This is a genomic window from Amycolatopsis sp. NPDC058986, from assembly GCF_042741125.1.
Taxonomy (GTDB): Bacteria; Actinomycetota; Actinomycetes; order Mycobacteriales; family Pseudonocardiaceae; genus Amycolatopsis.
Map to the genome: position 1 here is coordinate 44,348 of NZ_JBHYJW010000028.1, position 14,666 is coordinate 59,013.

The 14,666-nt window shown below is 67.9% G+C and carries 11 protein-coding genes; 4 read left to right on the forward strand and 7 right to left on the reverse strand.

Translation table 11 applies throughout. From position 1 onward, the window contains the following. Nucleotides 1–44: 44 nt before the first annotated feature. The 3 genes from ACFW0G_RS24150 to ACFW0G_RS24160 all read left to right on the forward strand — a co-directional run bounded on the left by ACFW0G_RS24150 (nt 45) and on the right by ACFW0G_RS24160 (nt 4,850). A complete protein-coding gene (locus ACFW0G_RS24150; protein WP_378327638.1) occupies nt 45–2,732 on the forward strand; it encodes an exo-beta-D-glucosaminidase in 2,688 nt (895 codons plus the stop codon). An 83-nt stretch (nt 2,733–2,815) separates the two neighbouring features. Continuing rightward, nucleotides 2,816–3,865, forward strand: a complete 1,050-nt coding sequence (locus tag ACFW0G_RS24155) for a fatty acid desaturase family protein (protein ID WP_378327639.1) — start codon at nt 2,816–2,818, stop codon at nt 3,863–3,865. Between the two features lie 148 nt (nt 3,866–4,013). Further along, nucleotides 4,014–4,850 (forward strand): helix-turn-helix domain-containing protein, encoded by an 837-nt coding sequence (locus tag ACFW0G_RS24160; RefSeq protein ID WP_378327640.1) that lies wholly within the window; start codon nt 4,014–4,016, stop codon nt 4,848–4,850. A gap of 52 nt (nt 4,851–4,902) precedes the next feature. Here the strand turns inward: ACFW0G_RS24160 and ACFW0G_RS24165 are convergent, their stop codons facing one another. From ACFW0G_RS24165 to ACFW0G_RS24195, 7 genes are all read right to left on the reverse strand, one after another. Continuing rightward, nucleotides 4,903–6,006, reverse strand: a complete 1,104-nt coding sequence (locus ACFW0G_RS24165) for a S8 family peptidase (RefSeq protein ID WP_378327700.1) — start codon at nt 6,004–6,006, stop codon at nt 4,903–4,905. Continuing rightward, nucleotides 5,894–7,423, reverse strand: coding sequence for a DUF222 domain-containing protein (locus ACFW0G_RS24170; protein ID WP_378327641.1), 1,530 nt, complete (start codon nt 7,421–7,423; stop codon nt 5,894–5,896). The genes ACFW0G_RS24165 and ACFW0G_RS24170 overlap by 113 nt, the downstream gene beginning before the upstream one ends. A gap of 270 nt (nt 7,424–7,693) precedes the next feature. Beyond that, the gene (gene hsaB, locus ACFW0G_RS24175; protein WP_378327642.1) at nt 7,694–8,236 is read right to left on the reverse strand and encodes a 3-hydroxy-9,10-secoandrosta-1,3,5(10)-triene-9,17-dione monooxygenase reductase subunit; all 543 of its coding nucleotides are present in this window, start codon (nt 8,234–8,236) and stop codon (nt 7,694–7,696) included. Beyond that, nucleotides 8,233–9,147, reverse strand: a complete 915-nt coding sequence (gene hsaC, locus ACFW0G_RS24180) for an iron-dependent extradiol dioxygenase HsaC (RefSeq protein WP_378327643.1) — start codon at nt 9,145–9,147, stop codon at nt 8,233–8,235. Before hsaC ends, hsaB begins: the two co-directional genes overlap by 4 nt. After that, complete coding sequence (hsaD, locus tag ACFW0G_RS24185; RefSeq protein ID WP_378327701.1) at nt 9,147–9,986, reverse strand: 4,5:9,10-diseco-3-hydroxy-5,9,17-trioxoandrosta-1(10),2-diene-4-oate hydrolase; 840 nt, start codon at nt 9,984–9,986, stop codon at nt 9,147–9,149. The genes hsaC and hsaD overlap by 1 nt, the downstream gene beginning before the upstream one ends. After that, nucleotides 9,986–11,161 (reverse strand): 3-hydroxy-9,10-secoandrosta-1,3,5(10)-triene-9,17-dione monooxygenase oxygenase subunit, encoded by a 1,176-nt coding sequence (hsaA, locus tag ACFW0G_RS24190; RefSeq protein WP_378327644.1) that lies wholly within the window; start codon nt 11,159–11,161, stop codon nt 9,986–9,988. Before hsaA ends, hsaD begins: the two co-directional genes overlap by 1 nt. Before the next feature lie 36 nt (nt 11,162–11,197). After that, nucleotides 11,198–12,799: an FAD-binding protein gene (locus ACFW0G_RS24195; protein WP_378327645.1), complete on the reverse strand. Its 1,602-nt coding sequence runs from the start codon at nt 12,797–12,799 to the stop codon at nt 11,198–11,200. Between the two features lie 99 nt (nt 12,800–12,898). Here ACFW0G_RS24195 and kstD point away from each other — a divergent pair, with 99 nt between their 5' ends. Beyond that, a complete protein-coding gene (gene kstD, locus ACFW0G_RS24200; RefSeq protein WP_378327646.1) occupies nt 12,899–14,572 on the forward strand; it encodes a 3-oxosteroid 1-dehydrogenase in 1,674 nt (557 codons plus the stop codon). Nucleotides 14,573–14,666 lie beyond the last annotated feature (94 nt).

Sequence of the window (14,666 nt, forward strand, 5' to 3'; positions counted from 1 at the left end):
AGTCTGCACACTGCGTTTCAGCGGGTGGGGTGGGGGCGACGAGCGTGTCGAAGTGGAGAGCCCGAACGGCGTATCGGATCCCGTGGCTGGTCGCGGTCCTGCTCCTCTCGTACTTCGTGGTGAGTTCGGCTCCGCCGCGGGACGGGGTGCCGGAATTCCCGGCCGCCGCCGGGGCAGGCCAGACACGGACCGTCACCGGCTGGCGGTTACAGTCGAGCGGGCAGGCCGGTCAGGACGGTGCGGCGCTTTCTTCGCCGTCTTACGACGACGGGGCGTGGACCTCGGTGCCCGCGCGCTCGACCGTCCTCGGCGGGCTCGTCGCGGCGGGCGAGTACCCGGATCTGAACTATTCGGCGAGCCTGCGGGACAAGGTGAATCCCCAGGACTTCACCGTGCCGTGGTGGTATCGGACGACGATCACCGCCGGCCCGAAACCGGAGACGCACACCTTCGTGGACCTGCCGGGCGGCGTGATCCCCAAGGCCGAGGTGTGGTTCAACGGCACCATGATCGCCGGGCCGGACGTGGTCGCGGGAGCGTATCCGGCCCACCGCTTCGACGTGTCCGGGTTGGTGCGGCCCGGCGTCAACGCGCTGGCCATCAAGGTGTTCCCGTCCTCGCTGTGCCTCGACCCCGAGACGGACCCCTGTCCGGACCTGTCGATCGGTTTCCTCGACTGGAGCCAGCCGCCGCCGGACAACAGCATGGGTGTCTGGCGTGACGTCCGGTTCGTCGAGACCGGGGCGGTGTCCCTGCGCGATCCACGGGTGGTCACCCGGCTGGCACTGCCGGACCTGGGCTCGGCCGAGCTGACGGTCAAGGCGGATCTGACGAACAACACCGATCAGACCGTCGTGACGAAGGCCGGCGGGAGGATCGACTCGTTCTCCTTCGAGAAGAACGTCACCCTCACACCGCACGAGAGCGTGACGGTGACCTTCGAGCCGGTCCACCTCGATCACCCCCGGGTCTGGTGGCCCGCCCAGATGGGCGGCCAGCCGATGTACCGCCTGACGATGGCGGCGTCCGCGGACGGCACCCCGTCCGATCGGGCCACCACGGACTTCGGTGTCCGCGACGTCCAGTCCCGGCTGAACGACGCCGGGGACCGGTACTACACCGTCAACGGCAAGCCGTTCCTCGTACGCGGGGCGGGCTGGGCGCCCGACCTGTTCCTGCGCTACGACGCCAGGCGGCTCGAGGACGAGTTCTCCTACATCCGCGATCTCGGCCTGAACACGATCCGGCTGGAGGGCAAGGGCGAGAACGACGAGTTCTACCAGCTCGCCGACCGGCTGGGCATCATGCTGCTCCCCGGCTGGGAGTGCTGCACGAAATGGCAGGCCTACGCCAAGTGGTCCCCGGCCGACCACGCGGTCGCCAAGGCCTCCGCGGTCACCGAAGGGCACCGGCTGCGCAACCACCCGAGCATCCTGGGGTTCTACGTGGGCAGTGACACGGCCCCCGCTCCGGAGGTCGAGAAGGAGTATCTCGACGGGCTCGCCGCGTCGGACTGGCAGGCGCCGATCATCTCGTCCATCGGCTGGCGCACCAGCCCGCGGCTGGGCCCGTCCGGGAACAAGGGCCTCGGCCCCTATTGGTGGGTGCCGCCGTCCTACTGGTACGGGAAGCAGAAGGGCGGCGCGTTCGGTTTCGAGGCGGAGCACGGGCCAGGCCCTGCCATCCCGGACCTGCGCAGCCTGGAGAAGATCCTTTCGCCGCGGGAACTGGCGGATCTCTGGCAACACGGTGACAAACCGCAGTTCCACCTTTCCTGGTCGTCGAACTTCGACCGGCTGGCCGAATATTCCACCGCGCTGGAACGCCGCTACGGGAAGCCCGCCGATCTGGCGGATTTCGCCGAGAAGTCACAGCTGGCCAACTACGAGGTCAACCGGGCCCAGTTCGAGGCATACGGCGCCGAACAGTCCACAACGGACAGACCGGCGACGGGGACGATCTACTGGCTGCTGAACAACGCCTGGCCGTCGCTTTTCTGGCATCTGTACGACTACTCGATGGCACCTTCCGGCGGGTACTTCGGCGCCCGGACCGCGCTACGGCCGCTGCATGTGCAGTACCGCTACGACAACTCCGCCGTGGCGCTGGTGAACACCGGACTGCGGGACGCCGGACCGTTGTCCGTCCAGACCACGGTTTTCGATCTCGACGGCACCCAGCGCTACGATCACACCACGAACTCGGTGACCGCCAAGGGAAACGCGGCGTCCACTCTGGACACCGTGCCCGTCCCGGACGGTGTTTCCACCACCTATTTCGTCCGGCTCCTGCTGCGTGACGCACAGGGAAACGTCGTCGATCGCAACGTCTACTGGCTTTCGACCAAGCCGGACGAAGTGAACTACCAGGCCGACGAGTGGCGGCTGAGCCCCCAGACCGCGTATGCCGACCTCAGTGGTCTGCGCCTGCTCGCCCCCGGCACCGTGTCCGTGAACGCCGGCAGCGAGGCCCGCGGCGACGACGTCACCACGACCGTCACCCTGACCAACACCGGCGACAAGGTCGCGTTCTTCCTCCGCGCCACAGTGACCGCCGACGGCGGCGAAGTCGCACCGGCGATCTGGAGCGACGACTACGTCACCCTCTGGCCAGGCGAATCGGTGGCGCTGACCGCGAGGTACCGCCGCGCGCTGCTTCACGGCGCCGAACCCGTGGTGCAGTTGAACGGCGTCAACGTGGAAGCACGGGAACTGGCGGCGGCCATCCGCTGAGCTGCCCAGGTGGGGCCTGCCCCCGTACGAAACCTGGTGCGCACAGGATTCTCCGTGATCACGCCGGTCGAAAGACTCGGGGCGTGACCACAGACAATCTCGTGCATCCCGCGCCCCCGAGCTCGGGCAGCGATTTCGCCCGGCTCTCCCGGCGCATCAGCGAAGCTGGGCTGCTCGTTCGCCGTCCCGGCTACTACACCGCCCGCATCGCGCTGGTGACCACACTGTTCATTGCGGGCTGGGTCGCGTTCGCGCTGATCGGCGAATCGTGGTGGCAGCTCGCGATCGCCGTGTTCCAGGCGGTGATGTTCGGCCAGATCGCACTGCTTTCCCACGACCTTGCGCACCGCCAGGTGTTCCGCACCCGGCGGCCGAGCGAGATCGCCGGGCGGATCGCGGGCAATCTCGGCATCGGGATGAGCTACGGCTGGTGGATGGACAAGCACACCCGCCACCACGCGAACCCGAACCACGAGGACCTGGATCCCGACGTCGACCCGGACATCCTCGTGTGGTCGAAGGACCAGGCGCGGGCGAGCCGAGGACTACCCCGGTTCATCGGCCGTTACCAGGCTTTCCTTTTCTTCCCGCTGCTCACGCTGGAGGGTCTGAACCTGCACTGGTCCGGGATCCGCGCTGTCCGGCAACCGGGACTGAAGCGGCGAGGGCTGGAAGCCGCACTGCTGTTCACACACTTCGCGGTCTACCTCAGCGCATTGCTGGTAGTCCTGACGCCGGTGCAGGCACTGGCGTTCTTCGCCGTCCACCAAGGACTGTGGGGCGTCTACATGGGATCCATCTTCGCGCCGAACCACAAGGGCATGCCCACACTGACCGGGAAACCCGAACTCGACTTCCTGCGCAAACAGGTGCTGACGTCGCGCAACGTGCGCGGCGGCCGGTTCGTCGACGTCGCGCTGGGCGGACTCAACTACCAGGTCGAACACCACCTGTTCCCGAGCATGCCGTCCCCGCACCTGCGACGGGCACAGCCGATCGTCGAGGCGTACTGCGCCGAGGTGGGCATCCCCTACACCCAGACCGGGCTGATCGACTCCTACCGGCAGGCACTGCGGCACCTGCACGAGGCGGGCTCCCCCATCCGAGGGGATTCACGATCCGGGCAACGTTGACACTCCACACACCGTTGCTTACGTTCGGTGCATGTCACCTCGTCAGTCACTCACACGAAAGAGGCGCTTCCCGGTAACGCGTCCGTGTTGTTTCCGTCGCTGAGTACTCGAACTACCCCGATCGATGAACTCGCGACGAGGAGTACCGATGACAAGTGTCGCCGAAGAGACGTCCGGTGAGTTCCCGCTGGCCCTGCGCGCCGCCATCACCGCCAGCGGGCTGTCGCTGGACCGGATCCAGTACCGGCTCCGGATGCGGGGCATCTCGATCAGTGTGCCGACACTGAGCCATTGGCAGTCGGGCAGGCGCCGGCCGGAACGGCCGGAGTCCCTGCGCGCCCTGGTCGAACTGGAGCAGGTACTGGCGGTCCCGCCGAGGTCGCTGCGCTCACTGCTGGGGCCACCGCGTCCCCGCGGCCGCTACGCACGGCCCGCCCCGTCGTTCCCTGCCGACGGGCTCATCCCGCTGAGCGTGCAGGATCGCGCCGAGGTCGGCGCGCTGGGCGGACTCGAGGCGGTCTTCGTCCGGCAGGTGCTGCGAGCGGAACGGAACGGGCCGGATCGCTGGCCCCTGCACTGGGACATCGATCCGGGACACGTGCCCAACGTCGTCGCCAGCCGTCACTGCGCGACCGGGCGGATCGGTGTCGACCGGCGCGAAGGCGTGCTCAGCGCGGAGCTGCTGTTCGACTCGCCGCTGCGTCACGGTGAGACGATCATCATGGACTACCGGATCGTCTACCCGCCACGGCGTTCGCGGCTCTCCGGTGACGGGTTCGCCCGGCGGTTTCCCGTCACCACGAAGAACTACCTCCTCGATTTGAGCTTCGCCCCCACGCGGACGCCACTGCGCTGTGTGCGGTCGCAGTCGCCGTCCGGGGAGAACGTCACACAGTTCGCCGAGCTGGTCCCGAACGCGACCGGGTCCGCGCATCATGTGGCATTCGACGTCACCGGCCGTATCGGTGTCCGCTGGGAATGGTGAAACGGGGTGCGCCCTGGTCCGGCCGGAGCACACCCCGCTCACAGGCAGGTGGTCAGGGTCCGATGTACAGCGTGCGGTTCGGGGTTCCCGCCCCGGGGTTCTTCACGAGGTTCGGCGTCGCCGCGGCGACCAACGCCTGCTCGACTTGAGCGGCGGTAGCGTTCACGTGGGACGAGAGGTAGAGAACCGCCGCGCCGGCAGCGTGGGGCGCGGCGAACGACGTCCCGTTGCCAGTGTAGGTAGCGGTGTCGTTCGTGTTCCAGGCGGAGGTGATGCCGACGCCAGGAGCGAACAGGTCGACCACCGAACCGTAGTTGGAGAACGAAGCCCGGGTGTCGGTCTTGTCCGCCGCCGCGACCGTAATGGCTTCCTTCACTCGTGCGGGCGAGCTGTTAGCAGCGTTGGTGTTCGAATTCCCGGCCGCGATCGTCCAAGTGACACCGGATTTGACCGAGTTGCGCACGGCGGTATCCAATGCCGTCGACACGCCGCCCCCGAGACTCGCGTTGGCGACCGCGGGCTTCTTGGCGTTCGTGGTGATCCAATTGACGCCTGCGATCACGTTGTCGAGTGTGCCGCTTCCGTTCGAGTCAAGTACGCGTACCGGGTAGAGTTGCGCTCCCTTCGCCACGCCGTACTGCGATCCGGCGATCGTGCCGGCCACGTGCGTACCATGGCCATAGCCGTCGTCGGCGTTCGTGTCGTTGTCAACGAAGTCGTAGCCTGTATGGACACGCCCGCCGAACGTCTGATGCGTGGCACGGATCCCGGTGTCGAGGACGTATACGTTCACGTTCGAGGCTGTGGTGGAATAGGTGTACTTGTTGTCCAGCGGTAGTTTGCGCTGGTCGATTCGGTCAAGCCCCCAGGACGGCGGGTTCTGCTGGGCCTCCTCGGCACGCACGGTCTTGTTCTGCTCGACAAATTTCACCGCGGGGTCGGCCGCGATCTGCCGGGCGTGCCGGGCGTCGACCTTCACCGAAAAACCATCGATTGCCTGGGAGAACACCTTTCCGATCTGCCCGCCGAACCGGCCGGCCAGTTCACCGGCCTTGTTCGCTGTCGCCCCGTTCTTGAGAACCACGATGTAACTGTCCTGAATGGCCCCCGCTTCCCCGGCGCCGACGATGGCACCTTCCGCCGCCTGCGCCGGGATGACGCCGGCGAGCGTGGCGATGACGGCGGCCGCGAGACTCGCTCCGGCCCCTCTGCGCAGTTGTACCTTCACTTTGCTCGCTCCCTGTCGTCGGGCGTACTGGGCTGTTTTCCAGCTTTTCCCGAGACGTTAGGGTTGCCGAGCGAGTCGCGACAGGGCGTCCATTTTCTGAATTTTTCCGTTTTCCGTTTTTCCGGTTTCGACGTGATCGGTCAGCGCTGTGCACCTCCGGGCCTTTGGGCCTGCGGGGTTCGTGAAGTGGTTCTGGGCCGTGGGTGAAGCGACGTCCCGTGGGGGTGATGATGGTGTAACTCCCGTCCTTGTGCGGGATATGCTGCCATCCGGGTTCGTCCTTGACCTTGTGATGGAAGCCGCACCGTCCACCCAGGTTGTCGACACTGGTCTCGCCATTCTTGGCGTGCCAATCGTCGACGTGGTCGATGTCGGCGAACTGAGCCGGACGGTGACACCCCGGGGTTCCGCATTCCCGGTCGCGAACCCGGATGAAGCCGTCGAGATTCGCCGGGGGCCGGTACTTCCGGCGCCCGACCGACAGCAACTGGCCGGTGTCGGGATCGGTGATCAACCGGGTCCAGGTGGAGTTGGGATCGGTGGCGATCTGACGCGCCAGCCATGCGGGGATCGGCCCATACCCCGCCAGCTCGGCGGGCTTCTTGTTCAACCCGGCGAGGGTGAGCAGGTCGACGTAGACGTGGATGTCCGCACGGACGCCTGCGTCACCGTGGCGGGCGGCAAGCAGTCGATCGGCGAACACATCGGCCCGCAGCTGTTCGGTGGTGCGCGTCTCCCCAGGCAGGCGCCGCGCCTTCCTCGCGGCACGGTCGACCGAGGCGTAAATGGCGCCGGCCTGCTCGCCCGGCAGCTTCGCGGTGAGGGTGCTCATGGTCTCGTCGTCGTGATGCAGCCGTATCTGCCGGGTCCGCCGCCGCGCCTTCGAACGCCCCGCGTACCCCTCCGGGTCCACACTCATGACGACCCAGTTCACCGCCCGCCGTAGCGTGCTGGAGTTCTTCCCCGCGACCCGCTGCACGATGATCTCGTCCACCCGCCGCGCCAGCTCGTCGGACAGCACGGACGTCGGTTCGGCGATCTTGGCGGCCTTGAGCTCGTCGATCTCACCGCGCTCCATCGCCGCCAGGGTGCACGGCAACCTTCGCACCAAGGCCTCGGCCAGGGCGAGCTTCTTCTCAGCCTGGTAGGAGGTCATCGACGCGACGAGAGCCAGCTCCGCTGTGGCGGATCTTCGCGAACCGACACAGCGGGAATAGCGGTCAAGGGCACGCATCTGACGCGCCCGCACCCGGGAGATCTCCTTCTCCAGAGCACACGCTTCGGACAAAGCCGCATCGGCACCAGCGGTGTCGAGCGAGGACGGGGGAACGGTTGAACTGGTCACGCGCTCCACGGTACGGCCGAACATGCGTGCGAAACATCACACGAAATGATGAATCGCTCTGGAATCACTGTCCATAAAGGACCAGGTTCACCGCAAACCGTTATCCGGAAAGCGAAATGTCGAATTTTTCTCGGCCAAAAGTGCACCCGATTCCGGGTTTTTCTGCTTAACAGAGCGAAAAGGATGAGCTGAAGTGACGCCGCTGAGCCCTTGAGCGAGTCGTCGGCGTCGGCGCACGGGGACAAGGAACACGCCGGGACCACCCGGAACTCAGAGCCAGTCGTCCGGACGAGGCCAAGGCATGAGAGCCGCCAGAGCGTCGGGTACCGGTTCGGTGACCGTGTAGCGGCCCCGGTGGAACAGCAGCGGACGGGCATCGGAGACGTCGCCGAGCGCGGTGACACGGCCGATGACGACGTAGTGGTCGCCTGCCGTGTGCACCGCTTCCAGCGCACAGTCGATCCAGGTCAGGGCACCGTTCAGCAAGGGAGCACCGGACGGTGCCGGTGTCCAGGGCGCCGCGGCGAACTTGTCGGTGCCGCGGGCACCGAAGACGGCGCTGATCTCCTGTTGTTCCTCGGCCAGCACGTTGACCGCGAAAACCCCGGCCGATTCCAGCACCGGCCACGTACGGGACGTCTTCGCGGGGCAGAACAACACCAGCGGCGGTTCCAGGGACAACGCCGCGAACGACTGACAGGCGAACCCGACCGGCGCGGTCCCGTCGTGACCGGTGATCACGGTGACACCCGTGCAGAAGTGCCCCAGCACCGATCGGAACCGCGCCGCGTCGATCTCGCTCACGGCGGTCATGACGACCCCGGCGGCCTGGCACCGACCGAGAAGTCATGGCCCCACAACGAAACCGCGGTGCTTTCGCGGGCGATCCAGCTTTCGTCGTCGACTTGACGACCCTCGCAGCCGAACTCCACGTCGAAGCCGCCAGGGGTCTTCATGTAGAATGAGAGCATCAAGTCATTGACGTGCCGCCCGAGGGTCGCCGACATCGGCACCTTACGACGGATCGCACGGTCCAGACACAGCCCGACATCGTCGGTGTTCTCGACTTCGACCATGAGGTGAACGATCCCGCTCGGGGTCGGCATCGGCAGAAACGCCAGCGAGTGGTGCCGTGGGTTGCAGCCGAAGAAGCGCAGCCACGCCGGCGCGCCATCGGCGGGACGGCCGACCAGCTGTGGAGGCAGCCTCATCGAGTCACGCAACCGGAAGCCCAGGACGTCGCGGTAGAAGTGCAGCGCGGCGTCGTCATCGTGAGTGGAAAGGACGACATGCCCGAGCCCCTGCTCCCCCGTCACGAAGCGATGCCCGTACGGGCTGACGACCCGCCGATGCTGCAACGCGACGCCGTGGAAGACCTCCAGCTCATTACCCGAAGGATCCACAAAGGACACCAGGCCGTCGACCCGTCGGTCGGCGAGCTGTTCGGGGGTTCCTTCCTTGTAGGGCACCGAATGCGCGTCCAACCGGTCACGGATCTCGTCCAGCTCGCCCGCGTTCGCCACCTCCCAGCCCGCCTGCGCGAGCCGGTCCTTCTCGCCGGGGAAGACGACCAATCGCGCCGGGAAGTCGTCCATCCGCAAATACAGGGCGTCCGGATCGGTGCCGCTGCCTTCGACCATGCCGAGTACCTTGAGCCCGTATTCCCGCCACGCGGCCATGTCCGTGGCCTCGATGCGGAGATAGCCCAGTGAACGGATACCCATCACGCACTCCCCAGGAAGTCGAGGGCGAGCCGGTTGAACTCGTCGAACTTCTCCAGCTGCGCCCAGTGCCCGCAACCGCCGAAGACGTGCAGCTGCGCGCGCGGGATCGTCTTGAGCGCGAGCAGCGCGCCGTCGAGCGGGTTGACCCGGTCCTCACGGCCCCAGATCAGCAGGACCCGCTGCCGCAGCCGATGCGCGTCCCGCCAGAGCATGCCCTCCTCATAGGAGTCCGGCAGCATGAACGACTTGCCCATCGCCCGCATCGCGGCCAGCGACTCCGGGGTGCTCGCGGCGGCGAGCCGTTCGTCGACCAGCTCGTCGGTGATGAGCGCCTGGTCGTGCACCATGATCCGCAGGAACGCCTCGAGGTTCTCGCGCGTAGGAGCACCACCGAACCGCGAGAGGTTCTTGACTCCCTCGGTCGGGTCGGGTGCGAACACGTTGACGCTCAGCCCGCCCGGCCCCATCAGCACGAGCCGCCCTGCACGCTTCGGATGGCTCAGCGCGAGCCGCACCGCGGCGCCGCCGCCGAGCGAGTTGCCGACGAAATGCGCCCGTTCGATGCCGAGCGCGTCCATCAGCCCGGTGACGGCGTCGGCACTGTGCCGGAAGTACTGCGGATGCTCGGTGGGTTTGTCGGACCGCCCGAACCCGGGCTGGTCGACGGCGAGCACCCGGTACGATTTGGCGAACACCGGGAGGTTGCGGCCGAAGTTGCTCCATGCCGACGCGCCGGGGCCGCCGCCGTGCAAGAAGATCACCGTCTCCGGATGCTCCGCCCCGGCCTCGTGGTAGTGCAGCTTCAGCCCGCCCGGGGTCTCGACGTACTTGCCCTCCATCACACCATCGCATTCTCGACGGGCAGCCCGAAGGCGCCGGTGCCGAACATGACGTACGCGCGCTCGGCGTCGTTGGCCGCGTGCACACGACCCGCGTGCGCGTCGCGCCAGAATCGCTGGATCGGCGTACCTGCCTGCAACGCCCGCCCACCGGAGTTCTCGAAGAGGCGGTCGATCGCCGAGATGGCGCGCTCGGTGCCGCGGACCTGGTCCCGGCGCACGCGCAGCCGCGTGCTGAACGGGAGCTTCTCGCCACGACAGGCGAGCTGGTACAGCTCGTCGATGTTGTGCGTCAGCTGGAGCCAAGCGGCGTCGATCTCACTGCCCGCCTCGGCGATCCGCACTTTGGCGAAGGGGTCCTCTTTGGACTGTTCACCGGCGTACGCCGCCCGCACTCGCTTGCCCTGGTGCTCGACGTGCGCGTCGTAGGCGCCCTGGGCCATCCCGATGATCGGCGCGGTGATGGTGCTCGGATGCACCGAACCGTACGGAAGCTTGTACAACGGTCCCGGATTGACGTCCTGCCCGGGCGTCTTGCACTTCGACGTCGCCATGAAACTCAGCGCGCGGTGCTGCGGGATGAAGACGTCCTCCACGACGATGTCGTTGGAACCCGTGCCCCGCAGGCCGACCGTGTCCCAGACGTCCACAATGGAGTAGTCCGAGATCGGCAGCAGGTAGGTGCAGAAGTCGACCGGCTTGCCATCGGCGAAGGCGGGCCCGCCGAGCAGTACCCACGTGCAGTGGTCGCAGCCGGAGGAGAAGCTCCAGCGGCCGGTGAGCCGGTAGCCGCCGTCCACCACGGTCGCCTTGCCCATCGGCGCGTAGGAGGACGAGATCCGGACGTCCGTGTCGGCGCCCCAGACGTCTTCCTGCGCCTTCCCGTCGAACAAGGCGACGTGCCACGGGTGCACACCGAGGATCGAAGCGACCCATCCGGTGGACCCGCACGCGCTCGCGATCAGCTTCACCGCGGTGTAGAAGCTCACCGGGTCGGCCTCGACGCCGCCGTACCGCTTCGGCTGCAACAGCTTGAAGAATCCGGTCTCCTGCAAGGCTTTGACCGACTCCTCGGGCACGCGGCGCGCGTCCTCGGCTTCCTGCGCCCGCTCCCGCAGGACCGGGAGCAGCTCACGGACCCCGGCGATCACCTCGTGGGCGGTCTGCTCGCTCATGCACTGTCCCTCTCTCGTGTTCAACCGAACCCAAGACTAGAACACGTTCTCGTTTTTGTCGAGAACTCCCTGGGCAAGAGCACTGTTGATTCCCGCCCGGCGCCCGGAAAACACGCAGTCGGCGAGCGAGAGACCGCTCACATAGGACCTAGAACAGATTCCCACCGCGGTACGGCCGGCCGCGTACAGCCCGGGCACGGCACGTCCGTCCACACCGCGCACCGCGCCGGTGCCCTCGTCGACCGCCAATCCGCCGAGCGTCAGCATCGGGCACGGGTAGCCGAGGTTGGGTTTGATGGAGACGTCGATGAGCGAGTACGGCGGCGCGTCCAGGGGCCGGGCGAACTCGGCCGGTTTCCCCGTCGGGTCGGGCCCCGTGCGGTAGGCCTCGACGGTGGCTTGCAGACCGTCCGGGTCGACACCGGCCTTACGAGCGACATCGAGGAGAGTGGTCCCGGTGACCCGGCCGCGACGCAACAGGTAGCGAAGTTGCAGCCATTGGAACCACTGGCTCTGCGAGCGCCCGTCGCGCCGCGCCTCGGCCACGATCTTCTCGTCCACCAGCAGCCAGCCGCGGCCGCCGTGCGCGGCGATCATCCGCTCGCCGATCGCCGCGCCGTACCGCGACTCGTCGATGATCCGCCCGCCGTCGGCGTCGACGAGGATCCCGCCGAGGAAGGCCGCGGGCGGAGACAGGAACCGCCACGCGGAGATCCGGTCCAGCCCGGCGGTCGTGGCACCGGCCTCGACACCCAGCCGGATACCCGACCCGTCGTCCGCCGACGTCCCGAGCGCGAGCCCGCCCCGGTAGTCCGGCGCGTGTTCGCGCACCATCTCCCGGTTCGCGATGAACCCACCCGCCGCGAGAATCACCCCGCGACGCGCGGAAATCCGCAGTTCGCGCCCGTATCGCCGTTCCAGGCGAGCAGCGCGGCGATGCAGCGCCTTACGCAGCGCGGGCACGTAGATCCCGGGCTTCGCGGCGTAACGCGCGAGGCGTCGATGTGTCGAGCGGACCCACGCGGGCGCGTCGCGCAGCGTGTCGACGACGACGCCGGTGACCGCGCCCTGGTCGTCGACCGTCAATGTCCTGGCGTGCGCCTGCGGGAGAACGCGCACGCCACGGCGTCGTACCGCGGCGGCGAGCCGGGCGAACAGGAGCTTTCCGGACGTACCGGGGCCTTTGACCCGATGCCCGCGTGGCGCCGGTTTCGCGACGTCGCGGAATACTCCGGCGGCCTCGCTGCCGGAGTAGTAGAGGTAGTGGTCGTCGGAGGGGTAGGACGTCTTGTACGGGCAAAGGCTGCCCTCGAACGGGACGCCGTTGTCCTCCAGCCAAGTGATCATGTCCGGGCTCGACGCACAGAATCGCCGCAAGGTCTCCTCGGAGACGACGCCATCGGTCTCCAGGCGCAGGTAATCGAGCATCGCGTCGGGCGTATCTTCGATCCCCGCGTCGAGTTGCTGCGCCGTCCCGCCCCCGGCGTAGACGACACCACCGCTCACCACGCTCGCGCCGCCCCCGGAGAACCGGTCGAGCACGAGCACGTCGGCGCCGGCGTCGGCGGCTTCGATCGCCGCGCACGCGCCTGCCGCACCGAACCCCACGATCACCACGTCCGCGACGAGTTCGTCCATGGCGACCACCCTAGAACTGAAACACGTTCTCGTCTATGGTGACGAGGATAGCTCCGAGCAGGCCAATAGTCCGATGGAACACGTTCCAGGTGAGGTGGGATGGAAAACCAGTTCGACGTGGTTGTGGTCGGCAGCGGGGCCGCCGGGATGACCGCAGCCCTCGCCGCGGCCCACCTCGGCCTCGACGTCGTCGTCGTAGAGAAAGCTTCCCGCTACGGCGGTTCGACCGCACGCTCCGGCGGAGGTGTCTGGATCCCGGGCAACCACGCGCTGCGGGCCGCCGGGATCGACGAACCGCCGGAACACGCCCGCGAATACCTGTCGTCGATCGTCGGCGACGTCGTCCCGGCCGAACGCCGCGAGGCCTATCTCGCACGTGGTCCCGAAGTGCTCCAGTTCGTCTGCGAGCACTCGCCCTTACGTTTTCGCTGGGTACGCGACTACAGCGACTACCACCCCGAAGCACCGGGCGGACGCTCCGGTGGTCGCTCGGTCGAGCCCGCCGCGCTCGATGGCCGGGTGCTCGGTCCCGAACTCGCGAATCTCGAAGCGCCGTACAGCGCGCCCCCGCTCGGCGTCCCGCTCACCCAGGCGGACTACCGCTGGCTGAGCCTCATCGCCCGGCACCCGCGCGGCATCCTGCGGCTGTTCGGGCTGGGGATGCGATGGCTTGCCGGACGCGTCCGCGGACAGCGCCAGCTCGTGATGGGCCAGGCACTGGCCGCCGGACTGCGGGCGGGACTGCAACGCGCGAACGTCGGGGTCTGGCTCGACACCCCGCTGCTCGACCTGCGCACCGAAGGCGACAAGGTCACCGGCGTGCTCGTTCGTCGCGACGGCGTCGAGACGCTGTTGCACGCGCGACGCGGCGTGATCCTGGCCTGCGGCGGGTTCGAGCACAACGAAGAGATGCGGACGAAATACCAGCGGGCGCCGATCGGAACGGACTGGACGGTCGGCGCCAAGGCCAACACCGGCGACGGCATCACCGCCGGGCTGAAGCTCGGCGCGGCGCTCGACCTGATGGACGACGCGTGGTGGGGCCCGTCGATGCCGCTCACCGGTGGCCCGTGGTTCGCGCTCGCCGAGCGCTCGCGGCCGGGGTGCCTCATGGTCAACGCCAGGGGCGAGCGGTTCGTCAACGAGTCCGCGCCCTACGTCGAGGCCGTGCACGCGATGTACGGCGAAGGTGACGGGCCCGGCAAGCACATCCCGACCTGGCTGGTGTTCGACCAGCGCTACCGCGACCGGTACATGTTCACCGGGCTCGGCCCGCGGCAGCCACTGCCGGGGCGGTGGTTCAAGGCCGGGATCGCGGCGAAGGCCCCGACACTGGCCGAGCTGGCCGAACGCATCGACGTCCCGGCCGAGGCGCTGACCTCGACGGTGTCGCGGTTCAACGGCTTCGCGCGGCGCGGCGTCGACGAAGACTTCCATCGCGGGCGCAGCGCGTATGACCACTACTACGGCGACCCGCGCAACCGGCCCAACCCGAGCCTCGGGCCGTTGGACCGAGCACCGTACTACGCGGTGAAGATCGTGCCCGGTGACCTCGGCACCAAGGGCGGCCTGCTCACCGACGAGCACGCCCGCGTCCTGCGCGAGGACGGCTCGGTCATCGCCGGGCTGTACGCGGCGGGCAACACGAGCGCCGCGGTGATGGGCCGCACCTACGCCGGGCCCGGCGCGACGATCGGGCCCGCCATGGTGTTCGGCTACCTTGCGGCCGAGCGGCTGGCACACGAAGATCAGAGGAGCATGGAGGGCCGATGAACTTACCATTGCGCAGCTGTTTGTCGGGCCGACCGGCAGTGCCTATGCGGGGCACCCGCGCCCGAGGGAGTGTCCCGCAGGACACGGAGGTTGA

What these genes read in the sequence shown, in the direction of transcription:
- kstD (WP_378327646.1), top strand. Translation starts at nt 12,899, where the DNA reads ATGGAAAACCAGTTCGACGTGGTTGTGGTCGGCAGCGGGGCCGCCGGG.
- ACFW0G_RS24195 (WP_378327645.1), bottom strand. Translation starts at nt 12,799, where the DNA reads ATGGACGAACTCGTCGCGGACGTGGTGATCGTGGGGTTCGGTGCGGCA.
- hsaA (WP_378327644.1), bottom strand. Translation starts at nt 11,161, where the DNA reads ATGAGCGAGCAGACCGCCCACGAGGTGATCGCCGGGGTCCGTGAGCTG.
- hsaC (WP_378327643.1), bottom strand. Translation starts at nt 9,147, where the DNA reads ATGGGTATCCGTTCACTGGGCTATCTCCGCATCGAGGCCACGGACATG.
- hsaD (WP_378327701.1), bottom strand. Translation starts at nt 9,986, where the DNA reads ATGGAGGGCAAGTACGTCGAGACCCCGGGCGGGCTGAAGCTGCACTAC.
- hsaB (WP_378327642.1), bottom strand. Translation starts at nt 8,236, where the DNA reads ATGACCGCCGTGAGCGAGATCGACGCGGCGCGGTTCCGATCGGTGCTG.
- ACFW0G_RS24160 (WP_378327640.1), top strand. Translation starts at nt 4,014, where the DNA reads ATGACAAGTGTCGCCGAAGAGACGTCCGGTGAGTTCCCGCTGGCCCTG.